The organism is Kosakonia sp. 1610, from assembly GCF_050435845.1.
GTDB classification, from domain to species: Bacteria; Pseudomonadota; Gammaproteobacteria; order Enterobacterales; family Enterobacteriaceae; genus Kosakonia; species Kosakonia cowanii.
The window spans coordinates 328,816-348,508 of the sequence record NZ_JBNDKZ010000002.1 but is presented as its reverse complement, the minus strand read 5'-3'; the positions used below and the strand labels follow the sequence as shown (position 1 = coordinate 348,508).

Annotated in this window: 18 protein-coding genes; 8 read left to right on the top strand and 10 right to left on the bottom strand. The window is 56.8% G+C overall.

The features are described from left to right. Positions 1 to 110: 110 nt before the first annotated feature. Both ABIC80_RS09575 and ABIC80_RS09570 read right to left on the bottom strand, forming a co-directional pair. The gene (locus ABIC80_RS09575; RefSeq protein ID WP_042713286.1) at positions 111 to 377 is read right to left on the bottom strand and encodes a DksA/TraR family C4-type zinc finger protein; all 267 of its coding nucleotides are present in this window, start codon (positions 375 to 377) and stop codon (positions 111 to 113) included. A gap of 739 nt (positions 378 to 1,116) precedes the next feature. Then, the gene (locus ABIC80_RS09570) at positions 1,117 to 1,731 is read right to left on the bottom strand and encodes a flavin reductase family protein (protein WP_094420414.1); all 615 of its coding nucleotides are present in this window, start codon (positions 1,729 to 1,731) and stop codon (positions 1,117 to 1,119) included. 94 nt (positions 1,732 to 1,825) lie between these two features. Between ABIC80_RS09570 and rlmF the strand changes: the two genes are divergently transcribed. After that, the gene (gene rlmF, locus ABIC80_RS09565) at positions 1,826 to 2,761 is read left to right on the top strand and encodes a 23S rRNA (adenine(1618)-N(6))-methyltransferase RlmF (RefSeq protein ID WP_242388818.1); all 936 of its coding nucleotides are present in this window, start codon (positions 1,826 to 1,828) and stop codon (positions 2,759 to 2,761) included. Here rlmF and ybiO read toward each other — a convergent pair. From ybiO to rhtA, 6 genes are all read right to left on the bottom strand, one after another. Then, entirely contained in the window at positions 2,751 to 4,988 is a 2,238-nt protein-coding gene (gene ybiO, locus ABIC80_RS09560) for a mechanosensitive channel protein (protein ID WP_429176805.1), read from the bottom strand. The two genes, rlmF and ybiO, sit on opposite strands and share 11 nt — an antisense overlap. Before the next feature lie 115 nt (positions 4,989 to 5,103). Further along, a complete protein-coding gene (gene glnQ, locus ABIC80_RS09555) occupies positions 5,104 to 5,826 on the bottom strand; it encodes a glutamine ABC transporter ATP-binding protein GlnQ (protein ID WP_023481528.1) in 723 nt (240 codons plus the stop codon). Next, positions 5,823 to 6,482: a glutamine ABC transporter permease GlnP gene (glnP, locus tag ABIC80_RS09550; RefSeq protein WP_023481646.1), complete on the bottom strand. Its 660-nt coding sequence runs from the start codon at positions 6,480 to 6,482 to the stop codon at positions 5,823 to 5,825. The genes glnQ and glnP overlap by 4 nt, the downstream gene beginning before the upstream one ends. An 86-nt stretch (positions 6,483 to 6,568) precedes the next feature. Continuing rightward, positions 6,569 to 7,315 (bottom strand): glutamine ABC transporter substrate-binding protein GlnH, encoded by a 747-nt coding sequence (gene glnH / locus ABIC80_RS09545; protein ID WP_094420411.1) that lies wholly within the window; start codon positions 7,313 to 7,315, stop codon positions 6,569 to 6,571. 368 nt (positions 7,316 to 7,683) lie between these two features. Continuing rightward, positions 7,684 to 8,187 carry a DNA starvation/stationary phase protection protein Dps gene (dps, locus tag ABIC80_RS09540; protein WP_023481476.1) on the bottom strand — a complete coding sequence of 168 codons (504 nt, stop codon included), beginning with the start codon at positions 8,185 to 8,187 and terminating at the stop codon, positions 7,684 to 7,686. Between the two features lie 294 nt (positions 8,188 to 8,481). Further along, complete coding sequence (gene rhtA / locus ABIC80_RS09535) at positions 8,482 to 9,372, bottom strand: threonine/homoserine exporter RhtA (RefSeq protein WP_232045050.1); 891 nt, start codon at positions 9,370 to 9,372, stop codon at positions 8,482 to 8,484. A gap of 358 nt (positions 9,373 to 9,730) precedes the next feature. On the opposite strand from rhtA, the gene ompX reads away from it, so the two are divergent. Beyond that, entirely contained in the window at positions 9,731 to 10,246 is a 516-nt protein-coding gene (gene ompX / locus ABIC80_RS09530) for an outer membrane protein OmpX (protein ID WP_023481426.1), read from the top strand. 69 nt (positions 10,247 to 10,315) lie between these two features. On the opposite strand, the gene ABIC80_RS09525 is transcribed toward ompX, so the two are convergent. Together ABIC80_RS09525 and mntS are read right to left on the bottom strand one after the other, a co-directional pair. Next, entirely contained in the window at positions 10,316 to 11,905 is a 1,590-nt protein-coding gene (locus ABIC80_RS09525) for a phosphoethanolamine transferase (protein WP_429176802.1), read from the bottom strand. Positions 11,906 to 12,182: 277 nt separating this feature from the next. Beyond that, complete coding sequence (mntS, locus tag ABIC80_RS09520; protein WP_054804083.1) at positions 12,183 to 12,314, bottom strand: manganase accumulation protein MntS; 132 nt, start codon at positions 12,312 to 12,314, stop codon at positions 12,183 to 12,185. A gap of 186 nt (positions 12,315 to 12,500) precedes the next feature. Between mntS and mntR the strand changes: the two genes are divergently transcribed. From mntR to ABIC80_RS09490, 6 genes are all read left to right on the top strand, one after another. After that, entirely contained in the window at positions 12,501 to 12,971 is a 471-nt protein-coding gene (gene mntR / locus ABIC80_RS09515) for a manganese-binding transcriptional regulator MntR (protein WP_023481508.1), read from the top strand. Beyond that, positions 12,968 to 14,077, top strand: coding sequence for an anion transporter (locus tag ABIC80_RS09510; protein WP_429176800.1), 1,110 nt, complete (start codon positions 12,968 to 12,970; stop codon positions 14,075 to 14,077). The genes mntR and ABIC80_RS09510 overlap by 4 nt, the downstream gene beginning before the upstream one ends. Positions 14,078 to 14,178: 101 nt before the next feature. Further along, entirely contained in the window at positions 14,179 to 15,288 is a 1,110-nt protein-coding gene (locus ABIC80_RS09505; protein ID WP_200135712.1) for an HlyD family secretion protein, read from the top strand. Then, the gene (locus tag ABIC80_RS09500; RefSeq protein ID WP_429176797.1) at positions 15,285 to 16,856 is read left to right on the top strand and encodes a DHA2 family efflux MFS transporter permease subunit; all 1,572 of its coding nucleotides are present in this window, start codon (positions 15,285 to 15,287) and stop codon (positions 16,854 to 16,856) included. Before ABIC80_RS09505 ends, ABIC80_RS09500 begins: the two co-directional genes overlap by 4 nt. A 1-nt stretch (position 16,857) precedes the next feature. Continuing rightward, the gene (locus ABIC80_RS09495; RefSeq protein ID WP_429176796.1) at positions 16,858 to 18,381 is read left to right on the top strand and encodes an efflux transporter outer membrane subunit; all 1,524 of its coding nucleotides are present in this window, start codon (positions 16,858 to 16,860) and stop codon (positions 18,379 to 18,381) included. A gap of 100 nt (positions 18,382 to 18,481) precedes the next feature. Further along, a complete protein-coding gene (locus ABIC80_RS09490) occupies positions 18,482 to 19,522 on the top strand; it encodes an aldo/keto reductase (protein ID WP_288877177.1) in 1,041 nt (346 codons plus the stop codon). Positions 19,523 to 19,693: the final 171 nt, after the last annotated feature.

Genomic DNA, 19,693 nt, shown 5'->3' with positions numbered 1-19,693 from the left:
GGCGCACTACCTCGCCATGCAGAGATAAGCGGCACATTTTGCGACAAGCGAAGCGGAAAAGTGTGAAGGTAAAGGTAAGTGTTTATCCTGCCGGGAAGCGTCAGGAAAAGTCAGCGTAGCTGGCTATCCTTCGATCCTCTACGATTATATCCTGAGTATGTCGAGTTATGTAAATCTTTCTCCTGCTGACATTTCACGCACAGCCGCACGCCAGGAATCGCTTTTCGCCGCGCTTCCGGAATGGTTTCACCACACTCTTCACACTCTGTAAGGCTCTCGCCTCCCGGAATATCCCGGCGCGCGCGGGCGACCGCATCCTCAATGGTGCTGTCGATCTGCTGCTGTACTGCATCGTCGTTTGCCCAACCTGAAGCCATAATTTCCTCCTGTATAGCTATTAAGTATAGACGCTATAAGGTGGCATGAAGTTGTAAGCCGGATAAGGCGCAAGGGAATGGAGCCGCTGGAACGGCGTAGGCCGGATAAGCGTTTACGCGCCATCCGGCATTATCTTCGCGGCACCATTGCCGGATGGCGGCTGCGCCTTATCCGGCCTATGGGAATGGAGCCGCTGGAACGGCATAGGCCGGATAAGCGGTTACGCGCCATCCGGCATTAATACAGCGGCACAATTGCCGGATGGCGGCTGCGCCTTATCCGGCCTACCAAAACGAGCCTACAGCGACACCAGCGTTGCTTTTTTTTGCGATATGGCAGCGAGGGGTTGTGTCCCCGCTGAAATCGGCGAACCGAAGCGGGAATGACAAGGTCTGGACGCCATGGATGGCGGACAGAGGCGAACCGAGACAGGGACTCGTTCCAGAATGGAACGAGTAAGTCGAGTCGAGCCGGCCGCAGTCAGGCATGCGGGAGGTGAGCGCAGTGCGTAGCACCGATTTCCTCGCGGGGCCGCGGGGATTGACAAGGGGGGACCGGTCCCCCCCTTGTCCCGTTCACCGCATAAGAGGTTAATGAAACTCCCGAGCGCATGGTGAACGGAACCATTCCACCGAGGTAATCCCATTGCCGGATGGCGCTTGCGCTTATCCGGCCTACGCCGTTTCAGAAATAGGCCATCCGGCAAGCATGCCGTCGATAATAGCCTGGCGGCGTTGATTAACGATTATCCGGGCGAACCAGATCGAAACGCTGATCCTCGCTAATAGCGTAATAAGCGGACGGCCCTCCGGCGCGCAGCACCGGCTGTGCCTTCGCCGTCTGGTAAATCCCCTCTTCGAGCAGCGACTCATCAATATGCACTGCCACCACTTCCCCCAGCACCAGCCAGCTCTCAATTGGGCTGCCGTCGGCGGCGGTGAGCTGGATGCACTGCGACAAACGGCACTCAAAGTTAACCGGGCTTTCCGCCACGCGCGGGGCGCGCACCAGGCGGCTCTCTGCCGGGGTCAGCCCGGCGCGGGCAAACTCATCTTCGCCGTGCGCCAGCGATGCGGAGGTCTCATTCATCTGTACCGCCAGATCGCGGGTGGTTAAATTCCAGACAAACTCTTTGCTCTCGACGATATTCTGCACGCTATCTTTCCAGCCGCTGCTGGCAAAACCAATAATTGGCGGGCGGTAGTTAAAGCAGTTGAAGAAGCTATAGGGCGCCAGGTTGCGACGGCCTTGCCCGTCCAGCGAGGCTATCCAGCCGATAGGGCGCGGGCCGACAATGGCATTCAGCGGGTCGTGCGGCAGGCCATGGCCTTTCGCGGGCTCATAAAAATACATAGCGTCTCCTGATGGCAAAAAGTTTCTTCAGGCTCCCTTATTTACCCGGCTGGCGTCAACGGGTATCTTACGCCGCTGTTAACAGGAGAATGCCATGAATGCCCAGAAGCCGGGTCTGCACCCGCGTAACCGCCACCACAGCCGCTACGACCTCGACGCCCTGTGCGCCGTCAACCCGTCGCTGCGCGCCTTTATCACGCGCAATCCGAACGGGGAAGAGACCGTTAATTTTGCCGATCCGCAGGCGGTGAAAGCCCTGAATAAGGCGCTGCTGGCGCATTTCTACGGCGTGCGCGAGTGGGATATCCCGGACGGCTTTCTCTGCCCGCCGGTGCCGGGCCGCGCGGATTATCTGCACCATCTCGCCGATCTACTGGCAGAGAGCGATAACGGCACCATTCCGGCGCAGGCCAGCGTGCTCGATATCGGCACCGGTGCGAACTGCATCTATCCGCTGATTGGCGCCCATCAATATGGCTGGCGTTTTACCGGCAGTGAAGTCAACGCCGAAGCCTTTGCCAGCGCGCAGGCGATCATTGCGGCCAACCCTGGCCTGACCCGCGCGGTGCGCCTGCGTCGCCAGAAAGATACGGCGGCGATCCTCACCGGCATCATTCATAAAAATGAATCTTACGATGCCGTTATCTGTAACCCACCTTTCCATGACTCGGCGCAGAGCGCACAGGCAAACAGCGAGCGCAAGCGGCGCAACCTTGGCCAGGCTGTGACGGACGCGGCGAACTTCGGCGGTCAGCAGCAGGAGCTGTGGTGTGAAGGCGGCGAAGTGGCCTTTATCAAAACGATGATTGCCGAGAGCAAGCAGTTTGCCCGCCAGGTACTGTGGTTCACCTCGCTGGTGTCGCGCGGCGACAACCTGCCGGAACTCTACCGCGCGTTAACGCAGGTTGGCGCAGTTAAAGTGGTGAAAAAAGAGATGGCACAGGGGCAGAAGCAGAGCCGCTTTATCGCCTGGAGCTTCCTCGACGAGGCCCAGCGTAAACGCTGGGCACAGAGCCGGTTTAAAGGGTAGGTTGTACAGGCGGCGTACCGGCATTCGCCGCCGGTTGCGCTTGCCCAATCCCTTCCGGTGCCGACACCATCTGGTAGGTCTGCACCGGCGGGCGCACATGGGTGAGGTCGAAATGCTTTTTCACCATCGTGTCGAGGGCGAAACGCACCGTCCACTGCTTTAGCGGCAGGGTGGTGAAGGTAACACGCAGCGTAAAGGCGGTGTTGGTCAGCCCGACCAGCCCGGCAAAGTTCGGCTCGCCGATAATCAAACCGCGAATCTCCTCCTGCTCCATCAGCTCCGCCACCGCATCTTTCAGCGCCTGATTGGCCTTGTCTGTATCCTCATGACGATCGACATCGTAGTTCGCCACCACTGAGCCAATGCCGCGCACAAAGTTGGCGAAGGTGGTGATCGATGACCACGGGATAATGTGGTACGCGCCGGTATCCTGGCGCACGCCGACGGAACGAATAGTCATTCGCTCCACCGTGCCGGTAAGCGGGCCGATGGTCACCAGATCGCCGGTGTTCATCCCATTCTCGAACTGAATAAATATGCCGGTGATAATATCTTTCACCAGGGTTTGCGACCCGAACGAGATCGCCAGCCCCAGCGCCCCGGCACCCGCCAGCAGCGGCGCGATATTCACCCCAATCTCTGAGAGCACAATCATCACCGTAATGGTGCTGATCACCACCGCCAATGCGTTGCGAAACAGCGTCAGCAGGGTACGTGTGCGCGCGCTGGGCAGCGGGCGGCCGTGAATATCGGATGTCAGGCGGTTCTCAATAATCGTTGCCAGCAGCGTCCAGCCGACGGCAGAGAAGAAGAGGATCAGCGCGATACGAATCAGAATATCGACCGCCTTCTCCCCGGCACCATAATTGAGCCAGTGCCAGAAATCGAACAGCCCCCACGCGCTTAACAGCAGCAGAATAGTGGTGCAGACCACCAGGAAACGGGCGGTTTTCATCGAGGCGGATAACCAGCCGTTAAGCCGCTTTTGCAGCTCCGGGTAGTTGCGCTGCACCTGCGGCGACAGGGTAATGGTTTTATCGAGCCAGCGCGACAGCACGCCGGAGATAAACGCCGAGACGCTGAGGATCGCCAGGCTGCTCAACGACGCGCCCATCATAAACTTCAGGCTGTTGCCCGGATCGAACAGCGAGAAGAAGAAGAGCACGATGAAGTAGGCGCTGGCAAGCCAGTGCCACACCAGCGCAAAGGCGCGGATAAAGAGGCTGAAGAAGGCCAGCGAGCGGTCTGCCAGCAGGATCAGGTTGTGCTGGATCTCGCGCTTGTTATGAAAAATAAGGTAGAGCGCCCAGAGAGTAATGCAGAGCATGATCACCACATTGGCGAGCGCGCCGAACTGAATGTTCACCTGATTGGAGATAATAGGCACCGCTACCAGCAGCCCATAGCCAATCAGGCTGCTGAGCGCGCTTAAACGCAGATGCCAGTAGCGCGCCGTCTCATCACGAATATGAAACGGGCGCAGATCGGGAATGCGCGGGCAGAAGATAAGCCGCAGGATCGCTTTGAAAAACTCAATCAGCGCGAAAGCGTTAAGAAACAGGCTCTGCTGAAAAGCGATAGTGCTGTTGCCACCAGTGAGATTGGCGCGCAGCACCTGGCCGACAAATAGCGTCAGCGCCAACAGCATGATGTCGATAATAAAAGCCCCGACGATCATCGACGGCAGCTGTAACCAGTTGCTGCTGTCGCGGTTTTTACGCCGCCCCCACGCGCCCATGCGGCGGTAAACCGGCGAGACGCAGAAACGCACTGTCCACCAGAAGGCGAAGACCAGCACCGCGAGCAGCATGAAGTGGCTGGCGGCATTGGTGAAGGTTTGCGGGTTAAAGGCTTTGTGCGGCGAGCCGGTAATATTGCGCCACAGCTGGGCAAAACGAGTCGAGAGCGCCTCGCCATAGTAATCCGCCACTTCGGTAACCTTCTCCAGCACCGTTTTCTGCTCTTCAATGGCGGGCGGCGAGATAACCGGCACTGGCTCCTGCGGCGGCGTGGTGGCGACTTTACGCAGCTGGTCGATCAGCTCTTTGCGTGATTCGTCATTCTCCAGCACATCGGCCAGCGCGCCATAGGCCGCTTTTTTCTGTTCAACATCGGGTTCGCTGGTTTGCGCTGAGGTGGGTGTAGTGGTTGTGGCGGTAACGCCGGGTATCGTCGCGGCCTGAAGCGGCGCGCACAGCAGGCTAATCAGTAACAAAATCCACGGCATAGCTCCTCCGGTGAGAAAATCCCGCAAAGGGATAAGTATAGGTGCCGGGGGAGGGCGGGAGAAAATTGCGCACAATCCGCAAAAGAAAAACCCCTCCGGCTGGAGGGGTTGGCTGTCAGGAGACGTGCTGCAGGAACTCTTGCAGGCGCTGGCTGGGCGGATTCTCAATCAGCTGCTGCGGGTTGCCATCTTCGGCAATGCGGCCCTTATCAATGAAAATCAGACGCGAAGCCACTTTTTCGGCAAAGCCGATTTCGTGGGTCACAATCACCATTGTCATCCCCTCTTCGGCCAGATCCTGCATCACTTTCAGCACTTCGTGACGCAACTCCGGATCGAGCGCCGAGGTCGGCTCATCAAACAGCATCATCTTCGGTTTTACCGCCAGCGCGCGGGCAATCGCCACACGCTGCTGCTGGCCGCCGGAGAGCTCGGACGGGTAGTGATGGGCGCGCTCAGCGAGACCCACTTTCGCCAGCAGTGCTTTCGCCTGCTTTTCCGCTTCCGCTTTGTTGGTGCCGCGCACGCGCAGCGGGCCAAACATCACGTTCTCCAGCGCCGTCAGGTGCGGGAAGAGGTAAAACTGCTGGAACACCATGCCCGCTTCCTGGCGAATCAGGCGCTCATCCACTTTCGGGTCGTTGACCTTCAGACCATCAACAATCAGATCGCCTTTGGTGATCTCTTCCAGCTTGTTGATGCAGCGCAGCAGGGTCGATTTACCGGAGCCGGACGGCCCGATAATCACCACCACTTCGCCCTGGGTAATGTTGAGGTCGATATCATGCAGCACCTGGGTTTTACCGAAGTGCTTGGAAACGTTTTTAAATTCAATCACAGGATTTTCATCCTTTTTTCAAGACGGCGAAGCACGATGTTGAGTGCCTGGGTAATGATGAGATAGATAACCCCGACGGCGGTCCAGATCTCCAGCGCGCGGAAGTTCCCGGCGATGATCTCCTGGCCCTGGCGGGTCAGTTCAGCCGCGCCGATAACAATAAACAGCGAGGTATCTTTGATGCTGATGATCAGCTGGTTGCCAAGCGGCGGCAGCATACGGCGCAGCGCCAGCGGCATAATGACGTGGCGAATGGTTTCGCGGCGCGACAGACCAAGCGCCATGCCCGCTTCGCTAAAGCCTTTATGGATCGACAGCACCGAGCCACGAGTGATCTCGGCAATGTAGGCGCCGGAGTTGATCATGATCGTCACCACCGCAGCGGTGAAGGTGTCGATGCGCAGATCCGGCAGCGCCATCGGCAGGGCGAAGTAGATGTACATCACCTGCACGACAATCGGCGTGCCGCGGACAATTTCAATAAATACGAGGGCGACGTGGTTTGAGATCCACCCGCCGTAGGTACGGGCTAAACCAGCCATCAGGCCGATAACGATACCGCCAGCCAGACCGAGGATCGAGATCCACAAGGTCATTTTGGCCCCGTCCAGTAGAAGCGGAATGGCGGGCCAGATGGCGCTCCAGTCAAACTGCATGTGATTAATTCCTGTATACCGTAGAAGAGACAAATAGCGCGGGGACGAAAGCCGCCCCCGACGTTTAACCTGTTACTTTTTAATAATTATTTAGGCTCAGAACCGAACCATTTTTTGTAGATTTCGTTGTACGTACCGTTCTCACGCAGGGTTTTCAGCGCGCCGTTCACTTTCTCACGCAGGTCGTCGCTGCCTTTCGGGAAGGCGATGCCGTACTGCTGCGCTTCCAGAGAGTCGCCTACCGCTTTAAAACGACCGTTGCCGGCGGTTTTGATGAAGTAGAGGATGTTTGGCGTGTCGTGCAGAACCGCGTCAGCGCGGCCGGTACCCAGTTCCATGTAGGCGTTATCGATGTTCGGGAACTGGCGCAGATCTTTAGTTTTGATATTCGCTTTCGCGTAATCCACGGAGCCGGTGCCGCTCTTAACTGCGATCACTTTACCGTTGAGATCTTTCGCGCTTTTCACGTCGTTGTTGTCGGCTTTCACCATCACCAGCAGGCCGCTTTTGTAGTAGCCGTCGGAGAACTCGATCGCTTTTTTACGCTCTTCAGTAATGGTGATGCCCGCCAGTGCGACATCAACGTTTTTGGTTTGCAGCGCAGGGATGATGCCGCTGAAGTCCATCGGCTTCAGTTCATAATCCAGCTTCAGCTCTTTCGCCACGGCAGCCCACAGGTCGATGTCGAAACCAACGTACTCATTGCCTTTTTTGAATTCGAAAGGAACGAATGCAGTATCGGTAGCCACAACCAGTTTTTTATCAGCAGCCTGAGAAGAAACAGCAAAGGCGAGAGCGAGTGCGGCAAGGGAGAATTTCAATACAGACTTCATAATGTTTCCTTTTGTATCGGGGGAGCGAGCCCCTGCGAGAATGAACGCAGTATGAAAAAATCATGCCAGGTTTACAACCTATTGTTTTGTAAAGGCGAAGCTTTAACCGGTTGCACAATAAGTATAGCAATGACACCGCAATGCACCATTTTGAGTCACTCTTTTGGTGCGCTCGCGCGCGATTGTCGGCAGTGCTGCTATTTAGCGCACAACGTGGGCGAGAAACAATCACTTATTAACAATTTTGTGATGAGATAATTACGAAGCGGTAACTTTCTGGCGGGAAGGGGGGAGAAGTGGTGCACCATAAAAGTGCAAACCCCCGCACCGGAGGCGCAGGGGTTAGAGCGATAGCGAAAAGATCTGGCTTATTCGATGTTCGCTTCGATAAACCACAGGTACTGATCCAGATCGCGGGAAGCGGCGGTAAAGATATCTGCGGTATCTTCATCTTTCGCTTCGGTGATGGCTTTACGCAGGTCGTTCGCGACAACCGCGTAACGATCGGCCAGCTCTTTCAGGTGATCCTGCACGCTGTGAATGTCCAGCGGGTAGCTTTTCAGTGCCGTTTTGCTATTGATCACCTGAGTGGTACCCAGTGCAACACCGCCCAGCTGAACCGCGCGCTCTGCCATGGTATCAAGGTGCGTTACCAGCGAAGTACGGAACTGATCCAGCATTTCGTGCACGCCAATGAAGTTCGCGCCGCGCATGTTCCAGTGGGCCTGCTTGGTGATCAGAGACAGGTCAGTGAAGTGGATCACCTGGCGATTCAGCAGCTCAATGGTCGCTTGTTTGTCGCTGTCCGATACATCGTTACGGGTATAAAGCAGATTAGACGCTTTCGTTTTTACCAGTTTAGCGGTACTCATAATCCATATCCTCTTGATGTTTGTGTCCCAGGTAATTACCGGGACTAAGTATAGCACCAGATTAACCGTCGTCGGTTTTGGCTATGCCTATCAGTTCGATAGCGTGATTTAAATATAGGTCACGATTTCGAAAGCGTGCAACTAATCGAATGAAATGTAAGATAAATCTAATAAAGAGACAGTGGATAACTAAGAATAATTCTAATTAATAAAGAATTTACTTAAAGCGTAAAAAATAATGTCAAAGGCCTGAATGAATATTCAGCATGAGCGAAATCTCATGCTGAATAATTATTATTTACCAATATCCACTTCTTTTATTGTGGTCTCGCGGCGCAGGGTTAATGTCGACCCCATTGAGGCAATCACAATCGCCATCAAGGCCAGCACCTGCTGGAGCGCAAGCGTCTCACCGAGGAAGATCATGCCCGAGACGGCCGCGAGCGCCGGCTCCATGCTCATTAGCGTGCCGAAGGTACGCGTCGGTAAACGGGTGAGGGCGATCATCTCAAGGGAGTAGGGCAGAGCAGTTGACAGAATCGCCACCGCAATACCGAGCGGTAAAATCGACCAGTGCCACAACACGTCGCCCGCCTGGAACGCGCCAAGGGGAACAAAAACGATAGCGGCAATCAGCGAGCCCAGCGCCACCGTCGCCGGGCCATGATCCTCGCCCGCGCGCTGCCCGCTCAGAATATAGATAGCCCAGCAGGCTCCCGCGCCGAGCGCAAACGCCGCGCCGGTTAAATCAACATGCGCCACATCCTGGCCCAGCGGCAACAGATACCACAGCCCGAGCACGGCGAGGATCACCCAGATAAAATCGACCGCACGGCGGGAGGCGAAGAGGGCGACGGCCAGCGGACCGGTGAACTCCAGCGCCACGGCCACACCGAGCGGCACGGTCTGGATCGCCAGATAGAACATGTAGTTCATCGCGCCGAGCGACAGGCCATAAAAGAGCAGCGGCAATCGCTGTTCACGGGTAAAACGCAAACGCCATGGTTTAAAAACAACCGCCAGGATAAGCGTGCCGAGGGCAAGACGCAGCGCGGTGACGCCGGGCGCGCCAACCAGAGGAAAGAGTGATTTCGCCAGCGACGCCCCTCCCTGAATCGAGGTCATCGCGATAAGCAGAATGATAACCGGTACCCACACCGGCAGTTTACGCGGCAAAACAGGCATCCCTTCTCCGTTAAGTGTCAAATGAGGCAGAGCCGACAGTCTACTTGAAATAGTATTCAGACGGTTGATGGTTGGTTGTAAAAAAGGCTGAAAAAATCCGTATAATGGCGTCCGGGCGGTCGTTTATTGGCCTGTTTATTTAAGAATAATCTGGATGAACGAATTCCAGAACAGGTACCATAATAGTCCGACTCTTGAGAAAAGTGCTTTTTAATGAATGAGTTGTTAAGAAGCGGAAACTTTCTGTTACATGAAAGAACGCTTTAGACTCTATTTCTCTCAAAGAGTTTCCTTATAATTTTTGATATATTTAAATGCGTAGTACCCAGGATTTCTTGAAGCACATTTGAGGTGGATTATGAAAAAAATTGCATGTCTTTCAGCACTGGCCGCTCTTCTGGCGGTTTCTGCAGGTTCCGCAGTAGCATCAACTTCTACTGTTTCCGGCGGTTATGCTCAGAGCGACGCTCAGGGTATTGCTAACAAAACCAACGGTTTCAACCTGAAATACCGTTACGAGCAGGATAACAACCCGCTGGGCGTTATCGGTTCCTTCACCTACACCGAAAAAGATCGTACTACCGGTGAAGGCGTTTATAACAAAGCTCAGTACTACGGCATCACTGCTGGTCCGGCTTTCCGCATCAATGACTGGGCGAGCATCTACGGTGTAGTTGGTGTTGGTTACGGTAAATTCCAGCAGACTGCTGACGTTGCTAAAGTGTCTGACACCAGCGACTACGGCGTTTCTTACGGTGCTGGTCTGCAGTTCAACCCGATGGAAAACGTTGCTCTGGACTTCTCCTACGAGCAGAGCCGTATCCGTAGCGTTGACGTTGGCACCTGGATCGCTGGTGTTGGTTACCGCTTCTAATCGCTTTTGCGATAATAAAAATCCGCCTCAAGGGGCGGATTTTTTTTTGCCTGCAAAAAGCATAGACCGTTAACGGCTGCTGCGCGTGTCGAACAGGTCGGTGCCGAGATGGTTATAGTCCACTTTCTGTAACTTAAAGTTGGTTACGTAGACGGGCCCCGCTTTTTTCCCCGAGATGAACGGGTAGGCATTTTTGATCTGCGTGGCGGTAATCCCGGTCCACTGCGAGAAGAAGCTCAAAAAGTCGTTGGCGGAGCGGCGCGCTTTAATCAGACGATGTTTAGTCGCATCACTTGAGACCACCATAAACGGCACCTGGAAGTTCTGCTGAAAATGGTCGTCATGCGCGAGATACTGCACCTCTTTGCCGCGCTCTTTAAACGCCAGACCATGATCGGAGAAGTAGACCATCGAGAAGCTCTCGCCGCTGTTGCGCAGCTGGGAGTAGATCTTGCCCAGCAGATCGTCCGTCTGGGTGATGGAGTAGAGGTAGCAGGAGGTCTCTTTCGACTGCACAAACTCGTTGTACTTGCCGCCGGTGCGATCGCACGCCTGCGGGTGCGACCCCATCAGATGCAGCACAATCAGCTGCGGTTGATTACGCCGCACGCTCAGCACCTGGTTGGTGAGCTTTAACAGATCCTCATCGCGGGTGTTTTTATCCGCTTCAAAGTCGCCCCGTTTCAGGAACTGCACTTCATCGGCGCGCTTGGCAATGCTGGCAATCGCCGTGTCATACTCGCCAATCTGCCCCTGGTTTGAGAACCACCAGGTCTGGAAACCAGCGCGGCTCGCCAGCGTGACAAAGTTATCCTGATACTGCGGCTTGTCGTTGACCACACGGTTTAAGGTCAGGCCGAGGGACTTCTGTGTCGATCCGCTGGCGGCAATATAGTCGGTAAAGAGATCGCCATTCACCTGGCTGGCAAACGGCGTATTGTTCCAGTGCCCACCAAAAGCGCCCAGCGCATCGCGGCGCGCGCTCTCGCCAATCACCACCACATAGACGTGATACTTCGGATTAACTGCGGTGACCGTCCAGGTATCTTTCATCCCGGAGAGCTGCGCCATGTTCTCCTCTTCTACCTTCACTTCGTGGTAGTTGTAGGCGACATCGCGCACAAAGCGCAGCACCGGCACGCCGGTGTCGATCAGGCGGAACTCAAAGCCGCGAAAGTGGTTCTGTACCGGGCCGATAAAGTAGGCGGCGACGCAAAAGATTACCCCCAGCGTGTCCCACTTCAGCCACGGCGTCGAAGGCACCGACACCCGGCGGCGCAGCGCAATCACGCCCAGCGCGAGGATGCCAACGCTAATCACGTAGTGATACCACGGGAAGATGGTCAGAATTTCTGACGACTCTTCAATATTGGTTGAACGCAGCGCCAACAGGGTGTTGAAGTTGGGCGCGCCATAAGCCTGGCCAAACGGAAAGTAGCTGGCAGCCACCAGCGTGGTGATGATCAGAAAGATTTTTTGCGCGCGCGGCGCATGACGCCAGAGCACGCAGAGCGCGCAGGTGGAGACCACCGCATAGAGCACGCTGAATTCGTAGCCGAGCGCAAAGTTAATTAACAGGGACTGCAGGAAATAGAAACCAATCCACGGATTGATCGACTGACCGCGCAGGGCAACGGACTCTTTAAGGATTACGCTCATAGATGATTTCGTGAAACGCCATGTGCTCACCCTGGCGTAAGGGTCAAAACCTGCCGGACAGCGCGCTGAGAGGGGGAGGGGATCCGCGTCTGCGGTGCGCATTGAGTGCAGGGCTGCGCAAAGATAAAGCGCGGCGGGTTCAAGGTCAACAGCAGCTAAGAGATTGTTTTGCGAGAGTGATTGCAAATCCAGCAAAATTACGCGGATTTTGGGGGAAACAGGTCAGTATGAAGCGATAAGATGACAGAAAAATGAAGCGGCGTACCGCGACGCCGCATCAGTGGGTAGGTTTATCTTCGTTCGGCTGCGGCTTACCGTTGACGATATCGCACAACATATTGAGCAGCATTAAACGGACTTTAAAGGGAGAGTGGCTAAACACGCGCATACACCTCTTGAACTCATTCATTGTCACCTCCTGATGATTAGGACCCCTTCGATCCATGAAAGGTGAACGCATTACATACAGATATAGCACAGGCTATATTACATAGCTACGGCTAATACGTTAATTTTTTGTACTGATTCACGGATGGTTTACAATGCGCCTCTCTTATATGATGCTGCACAGCGTCTCACCGTCAGGGGAAGCACTATGAACCGTCGCGCAGGTAAGCAAACAATAAAAAAAGTGACGCTGGTTAATGTCGAAGAGCATGTCGAAGGTTTCCGCCAGGTCCGCGAAGCGCACCGCCGCGAGCTGATTGATGACTATGTTGAACTCATCTCCGATCTGATCCGTGAAGTGGGGGAAGCCCGCCAGGTGGATATGGCCGCGCGCCTCGGCGTGTCGCAGCCCACGGTGGCGAAGATGTTAAAAAGGCTCGCCTCGGTCGGTCTTATTGAGCAGATCCCGTGGCGCGGCGTCTTTCTCACCGCCGAAGGGGAGAGGCTGGCGCAGGAGAGCCGTGAGCGCCACCAAATCGTTGAGAGTTTCCTGCTGGTGTTAGGCGTCAGCCCGGATATCGCCCGGCGCGATGCGGAAGGGATGGAGCACCACGTTAGCGAAGAGACCCTTGAATGTTTCCGTCGTTTCACGCAGCAACACGAGACGCCATCTGAATGAACCTCCCTTTTATTCGCGCCCTGGCGCGTGACCGCTTTCTCCACCTGTTACTGTTAATCGGCGTCGCCTTATGCTTCTTTGTGCCCTTTGCGCCAAAGAAGTGGCCCGCTGCCATCGACTGGCACACCATTATTACCCTTAGCGGTTTAATGCTGCTGACCAAAGGGGTGGAGCTGAGCGGCTATTTTGATGTGATTGGCCGACGCATGGTGCGCCGTTTTCAGCATGAACGTCAGCTGGCTATTTTCCTCGTGCTGGCGGCGGCGGTGCTCTCTACCTTTCTGACTAACGATGTCGCGCTCTTTATTGTCGTGCCGCTGACCATCACGCTGAAGAAGCTGTGCGAAATCCCGGTTAACCGGCTGATCATTTTTGAAGCGCTGGCGGTCAACGCCGGATCCCTTTTAACGCCTATCGGTAACCCGCAGAACATCCTGATTTGGGGCCGTTCGGGGCTCTCTTTCCCGGCCTTTATCTGGCAGATGGCACCGCTGGCGCTGGCCATGATGGTCACTTTGCTGGTGCTGTGCTGGTTCTGTTTCTCCGCGAAAGCGCTGTCTTACCATAGCGGGCAGAGTTCGAGCGAGTGGAAACCGAAGCTGGTCTGGAGTTGCCTCGGCTTTTACCTGGTCTTTATCACCGCGCTTGAGCTGAAGCAGGAGCTGTGGGGGCTGGCGATTATCGCCGTCGGCTTCCTCTTCCTGGCGCGCCGGGTGATGATAAGCGTTGACTGGACGCTACTGCTGGTGTTTATCGCCATGTTTATTGATGTTCATCTGCTGACGCAACTGCCAGCGCTGCACGCGACGCTTGCCAGCACCGGCCAGCTCTCGCCGCCTGGCTTATGGCTGACCGCGATTGGCCTGTCGCAGTTTATCAGTAATGTGCCGGCGACCATTCTGCTGCTCAACTATGTTCCGCCCGATACGCTGCTCGCCTGGGCGGTTAACGTCGGTGGTTTTGGCCTGCTGCCCGGATCGCTGGCGAACCTTATTGCCCTGCGTATGGCGAACAATCGTCGCATCTGGTGGCGCTTCCATCTCTACTCCATGCCGCTGCTGGTGTGGGCTGCGCTGGTGGGATACGGATTACTCTTAGTCATATAGTGCTGATTTGTCAGTTTATCCTGGCAAATGTATAGCAACCGCCTAAGTTTAGTAAACGGCGCACCCTCGGCGCCGTTACCTGACAGGAACGTTGCGAGATTATGGCAGAAAAGAGAACCCAACCTGACGACGTTCAGGACGACGAAAAAGAGCAGCAAGACGACAAACCCCGCAAACGCCCCGGAAAGAAGCCGCTGATTATTCTCGGCATTGTCGTCGTAGTGATGGTTGTTGTGGCGCTGGTGTGGTGGTTATTAACCCGCAACCAGGAGACCACCGATGACGCCTTCACTGACGGCGATGCGGTGACCATTGCGCCGAAAGTGGCGGGCTACGTCACCGATCTACGGGTGAAAGATAACCAGCGGGTGAAAAAGGGCGATCTGCTGGTGGTGATCGATCCGCGCGATGCCACCGCGCAGCGCGATCAGGCGCAGGCCCAGCTTGGGCTGGCAACCGCGCAGCTTCACCAGGCGCAGGCGCAGCTCGCGCTCTCTAAAGTGCAGTACCCGGCGCAGCGGGATGAAGCCCGCGCGCAGGTATTGAAAGCGAAGGCCGATCTGGCTAACGCCGAAGCCGCTTACAAACGTCAACGCGGTGTCGATCCCCGCGCGACCACCCAGCAAAATATTGATACCGCTAATGCGCAGTTGCGCAGTGCCCAGGCGCAGCTTGCCAGCGCGCAGGCGCAGCTGGAAGTGGCCGAGCAGGTGCAGTTGCAGATCCGCCAGCAGGAGACCAACGTCGAGGCGCGCGAGCAACAAGTAGCACAGGCGAAAGCGCAGCTGGAAACCGCTAACCTCAACCTTTCGTGGACCAATGTCCGCGCGCCGTTCGATGGCTATGTCACCAAGCGTAATGTGCAAAACGGTACGCTGGTGCAGGCCGGAAGCGCACTCTTTTCGCTGGTCTCCCAGGAGGTGTGGGTGACGGCGAACTTTAAAGAGTCGCAGCTGGAGCGCATGCGTCCAGGCAATAAAGTGACGGTCACCGTCGATGCCTGGCCAGATCTGGAGCTGGAAGGGCATGTCGACAGTATCCAGCAGGGGAGCGGCTCGAAGTTCGCCGCCTTCCCGTCGGAAAACGCCACCGGTAACTTTGTGAAGATCGTTCAGCGCGTGCCGGTGAAGATCGTCATTGATAAGGGGCTGGATCCGAACAAACCGTTACCGCTTGGCCTCTCTGTTGAACCGAAGGTTACGCTGGAATGACCGACCACAGTCATGAAAACTGGCGTCCGGCCAGTAACCCGTGGGCGGTGGCGTGGGTCGTCACCCTCGCGGTGTTTATGGAGATCCTCGACACCACCATCGTCAACGTGGCGCTGCCGCACGTCGCCGGGTCGCTCTCCGCCAGTTATGACGAATCCACCTGGGTGCTGACCAGCTACCTGGTGGCGAACGGGATTGTGCTGCCCATCTCGGCTTTTCTTAGCCGTACCTTTGGCCGCAAACAGTTTTTCCTTATCTGCATTGTGATGTTCACCATCTGCTCCTTCTTGTGCGGTATCGCCACCGAGCTGTGGGAGATCATTCTGTTTCGTATTTTGCAGGGCTTCTTCGGCGGCGGCCTGCAACCGACGCAGCAGTCGGTGCTGCTGGATTACTTTAAACCGGAAGATCGCGGCAAAGCCTTTGGTCTCTCCTCCATCGCCATTATCGTCGCCCCGGTGCTTGGCCCGACGCTCGGCGGCTGGATCACCGATAACTACTCCTGGCGCTGGGTCTTCTTTATCAATATCCCGGTGGGCATCGTTACGGTGCTGGCGATCTATCAGTTGCTGGAAGATCCGCCGTGGGAGCGTAAATCAAAACAGAAACTCTCCATCGACTGGCCAGGCATTGGCCTAATCGCCCTCGGTCTAGGCTGCCTGCAGGTGATGCTCGATCGCGGGGAAGATGAGGACTGGTTTAACTCCGACTTCACCCGCATCTTTGCGGTGCTGACGGCGGTAGGCATTGTCGGCGCGATCTACTGGCTGATGTATGCCAAAAAGCCGGTGGTGGATCTGCGCTGCATGGCCGATAAAAACTTTACCGTCTCCAGCCTGTTGATGGCCGGGATGGCGATGATCCTCTATGGCAGCTCGGTGGTGATCCCGCAACTGGCGCAGCAGGATCTCGGTTACACCGCTACCTGGTCGGGGCTGGTGCTCTCGCCAGGGGCCATATTGATTGTGTTAACCATTCCGCTGGTGCTGAAGCTGATGCCGGTGGTGCAGACGCGCTGGATCATCGCCTTCGGCTTCTTCTGCCTGGCGGCCTCCTTCTGGTGGACGCGCTCGCTGACGCCGGATGTCGATTTTGAAACGCTGGTGCTGTTCCGCAGCGCGCAGTCGATCGGGCTGGGCTTCCTGTTTGTGCCGCTCACCACCATCGCCTTTATCACCATTCCGCGGCAGCTGAATGCCGATGCGGCGGCGCTGTTTACCATGTTCCGTAACGTGGCGGGATCGATCGGTATTTCGCTCTCAACGGCGGCGATCACCGAGCGTTCGCAGGCGCATATGTCGCACCTCTCCGAACACACGTCGCCGTTTAATGAGCAGTTCCAGCTGGCGCTGCGGTCGATGGCGGAGTCGGTGCGCAACTTTACCAGCCTGGCGGGCGATCCCTTCTCTAACGCCACCGGACAGATGTACAAAACGATGGTCGCCCAGTCGCGCATTCTGGCCTACATCGATGTCTTCACCATATTGAGCGTGGTGGCGGTTCTGTTGATCCCATTTTGTCTATTGCTTTCGCCGATCAAGAGCGAAGGCAGCGCAGGAGCACATTAATATGGCATGGCGTCATTTTCCCGTTACCTTTCTGTCACTGTGCCTTGCCGGGTGCGCGGTCGGGCCGGATTACCAGCCCGCGCAGCCGCAAACCCCGGCGCGCTGGAACGATCCGGGTGATGCGTCGGTAAAATCCCGGGCGACGCCGCAGGCGGTTAATCCGCGCTGGTGGACGACCTTTAACTCGCCGCAGCTTAATAGCCTGATTGAACGGGCGATTGCCGGAAATCTATCCCTGCAACAGACGGTGCTGCGCATTGCCGGTGCCCGTGAGCAGATCAACCAGGCGGGCGGCGCGTTTCTGCCGGCGGTGAACGGCTCACTACAGGCGACGCGCCAGCAGCTGGGGCTGGAAGGGGAGCTGAAATCTCATGATGTCTACGGCCAGCTGGAGAATGCCGACCCGGCGGTCAGCGGCGCGCTGGGCGCGTTAACTCAGCCGGTCAATCTCTACCAGGGCAGCTTTGATGCCCAGTGGGAGCTGGATTTGTGGGGCAAAGTGCGCCGTCAGGTCGAGGCCACCACCGCTCAGCAGCAGCAGGCGATTGAGCAGCGTAACGATGCGCTGGTGTCGCTGGAAGCGGAAGTGGCGCGCGCCTGGCTGCAACTGCGCGGCGCGCAGAGCATCATTGCCTCACTCAATACGCAGATTGAGAGTGCGCAGGAGACCTTGACCCTGACGCAAAACCGCCAGCAGGGCGGGCTATCGCCGCAGCTGGATGTGGAGAATGCCCGCGCCCAGGCAGCGAACCTTGAAGCGCAGCTGCCGCAGTACCAGGCGCAGGAGCGCCAGGCGATGAATGCGCTGGCGGTGCTGCTCGGCAAAACCCCGGGCGCGCTGGATAGCGAACTGCGCGGCACGCAGCCGCTCCCGGCCTTGCCGGACGTGGTGCCGACCGGCATTCCCTCCACCTTAGCGCGCCGTCGCCCGGACGTGCGCGAAGCGGAAGCGACGCTGCATGCGGCGACCGCGCAAATCGGCGTCTCCGTCGCGCAACTCTTCCCGAGCCTGACCCTTAGCGGCCAGTTTGGTCTGCGCAATAGCGAAACCAACTGGCTGACGGACTGGAGCAGCCACTTCTACAGCTTTGGCCCGCAGGTCTCGATCCCTATTTTCCAGGGCGGACGGCTTGTGTCGAGCGTCAAGCTGGCGCGTGCGCAGCAGGGTGCCGCGGTGCTCAATTATCGCCAGACAGTGCTCACTGCGCTGAACGATGTCGAGAATGCGCTGGTCAGCTACCGCGCCGATCAGCAGCGTGAGGCGAGCCTCGATAAGACGCTGGAAGCGTTGCAGAACGCCTTCTCGCTTGCCAGCGACAGCTACCGCAAAGGGATTGCCAGCTTCCTCGACGTGCTCGACGCCCAGCGCCAGCTGGCGCAGGCGAGCCAGCAGCGCGAGCAGGCGCGGGTGCAGAGCAGCCTCGATCTCGTCGCGCTCTACAAAGCCCTCGGCGGCGGCTGGGAGCCGTACCAGAATGTGCAACTGCCTGATTACAAAGTCTTTGGCGACGCGCCGCGCGGATAATCAGAGGATTGGGCAAGAAACAGGCAGGATCCCCACATTCGCCGCGCAGGCACGGAGCGTATAACTGATTGCGTCAAACAACCGATGAGGAGACGCTACCATGCGCTACAAAAAACTGGGCAATACCGGACTGTTTGTTTCTGAACTCTGCCTCGGCACCATGACCTTCGGCGGTCAGGAGGATATGTGGGGCAAAATCGGCCAGCTGCAGCAGGCACAGGCTGAAGAGCTGGTGGGTCGCGCTCTTGATGCCGGGATCAACTTTATTGATACCGCTGATGTTTACTCCGGTGGACGCTCAGAAGCGATCACCGGCCAGGCGTTAAAAAACCTGAAGGTGCCGCGCGAAAATGTGGTGGTGGCCACCAAAGTCTTTGGCGAAACCGGCACCGCGGGCGTCAACTCGCGCGGCAGTTCGCGCTTTCACATTATTCAGAGCGTGAAAGCGAGCCTCAAGCGCCTGCAACTCGATCATATCGATCTCTATCAGTTGCACGGGTTTGATCCGGCGACGCCGATGGAAGAGACGCTGTACGCCCTCGATACGCTGGTGCAGCACGGGCATGTGCGCTATATCGGCGTCTCTAACTGGGCGGCGTGGCAGATTGCCAAAGCGCTGGGCATCTCTGAGCGCCTGGGCCTCGCGCGTTTTGCTTCGCTACAGGCCTATTACACGATTGCCGGACGCGATCTGGAGCGTGAGCTGGTGCCGATGATGCAGAGCGAAAATGTCGGGCTGATGGTTTGGAGCCCGCTGGCGGGCGGCCTGCTGAGCGGCAAATATGACCGCGATGGCAAAGCCGAAGCGGGCGGTCGCCGGGTGGAGTTTGACTTCCCGCCGGTGAATAAAGATCGCGCCTTCGACTGCGTGGATGTGATGCGCACTATTGCCGACAGCAAAGGCGTTAGCGTGGCGCAAATCGCGCTGGCCTGGCTGCTGCATCAGCAGGCGGTGACCAGCGTGATTATCGGCGCGAAACGCCCGGAACAGCTGGATGATAACCTTGCCGCAACGAGCGTGCAGTTGAGCGACGAAGAGCTTAAACAGCTTGATGCCGTCAGCGCGCTGCCGCGTGAATACCCCGGCTGGATGCTGGAGCGCCAGGGCGAGTATCGCCGTAATCAACTGAATCAGCAGTAATTTACCCTCAGAAATAAAGCACAGGCCGGATAAGCATTAACGCTATCCGGCCTGCTGCACTTTGCACCGCTCATCTCTCCCGTTTCACACAATTCTTTCGAAAAGCGTCACAAAACCGCGCTTCTCTCTTTGCCTGTTTTTTCGCCATTCGCTATATGACTAGTCATATAC

Bases quoted from the DNA above. Each gene is read 5' to 3' on its own strand.
- ABIC80_RS09575 (WP_042713286.1), bottom strand. From the start codon at position 377: ATGGCTTCAGGTTGGGCAAACGACGATGCAGTACAGCAGCAGATCGAC.
- ABIC80_RS09570 (WP_094420414.1), bottom strand. From the start codon at position 1,731: ATGTATTTTTATGAGCCCGCGAAAGGCCATGGCCTGCCGCACGACCCG.
- rlmF (WP_242388818.1), top strand. From the start codon at position 1,826: ATGAATGCCCAGAAGCCGGGTCTGCACCCGCGTAACCGCCACCACAGC.
- ybiO (WP_429176805.1), bottom strand. From the start codon at position 4,988: ATGCCGTGGATTTTGTTACTGATTAGCCTGCTGTGCGCGCCGCTTCAG.
- glnP (WP_023481646.1), bottom strand. From the start codon at position 6,482: ATGCAGTTTGACTGGAGCGCCATCTGGCCCGCCATTCCGCTTCTACTG.
- glnH (WP_094420411.1), bottom strand. From the start codon at position 7,315: ATGAAGTCTGTATTGAAATTCTCCCTTGCCGCACTCGCTCTCGCCTTT.
- dps (WP_023481476.1), bottom strand. From the start codon at position 8,187: ATGAGTACCGCTAAACTGGTAAAAACGAAAGCGTCTAATCTGCTTTAT.
- rhtA (WP_232045050.1), bottom strand. From the start codon at position 9,372: ATGCCTGTTTTGCCGCGTAAACTGCCGGTGTGGGTACCGGTTATCATT.
- ompX (WP_023481426.1), top strand. From the start codon at position 9,731: ATGAAAAAAATTGCATGTCTTTCAGCACTGGCCGCTCTTCTGGCGGTT.
- ABIC80_RS09525 (WP_429176802.1), bottom strand. From the start codon at position 11,905: ATGAGCGTAATCCTTAAAGAGTCCGTTGCCCTGCGCGGTCAGTCGATC.
- mntS (WP_054804083.1), bottom strand. From the start codon at position 12,314: ATGAATGAGTTCAAGAGGTGTATGCGCGTGTTTAGCCACTCTCCCTTT.
- mntR (WP_023481508.1), top strand. From the start codon at position 12,501: ATGAACCGTCGCGCAGGTAAGCAAACAATAAAAAAAGTGACGCTGGTT.
- ABIC80_RS09510 (WP_429176800.1), top strand. From the start codon at position 12,968: ATGAACCTCCCTTTTATTCGCGCCCTGGCGCGTGACCGCTTTCTCCAC.
- ABIC80_RS09505 (WP_200135712.1), top strand. From the start codon at position 14,179: ATGGCAGAAAAGAGAACCCAACCTGACGACGTTCAGGACGACGAAAAA.
- ABIC80_RS09500 (WP_429176797.1), top strand. From the start codon at position 15,285: ATGACCGACCACAGTCATGAAAACTGGCGTCCGGCCAGTAACCCGTGG.
- ABIC80_RS09495 (WP_429176796.1), top strand. From the start codon at position 16,858: ATGGCATGGCGTCATTTTCCCGTTACCTTTCTGTCACTGTGCCTTGCC.
- ABIC80_RS09490 (WP_288877177.1), top strand. From the start codon at position 18,482: ATGCGCTACAAAAAACTGGGCAATACCGGACTGTTTGTTTCTGAACTC.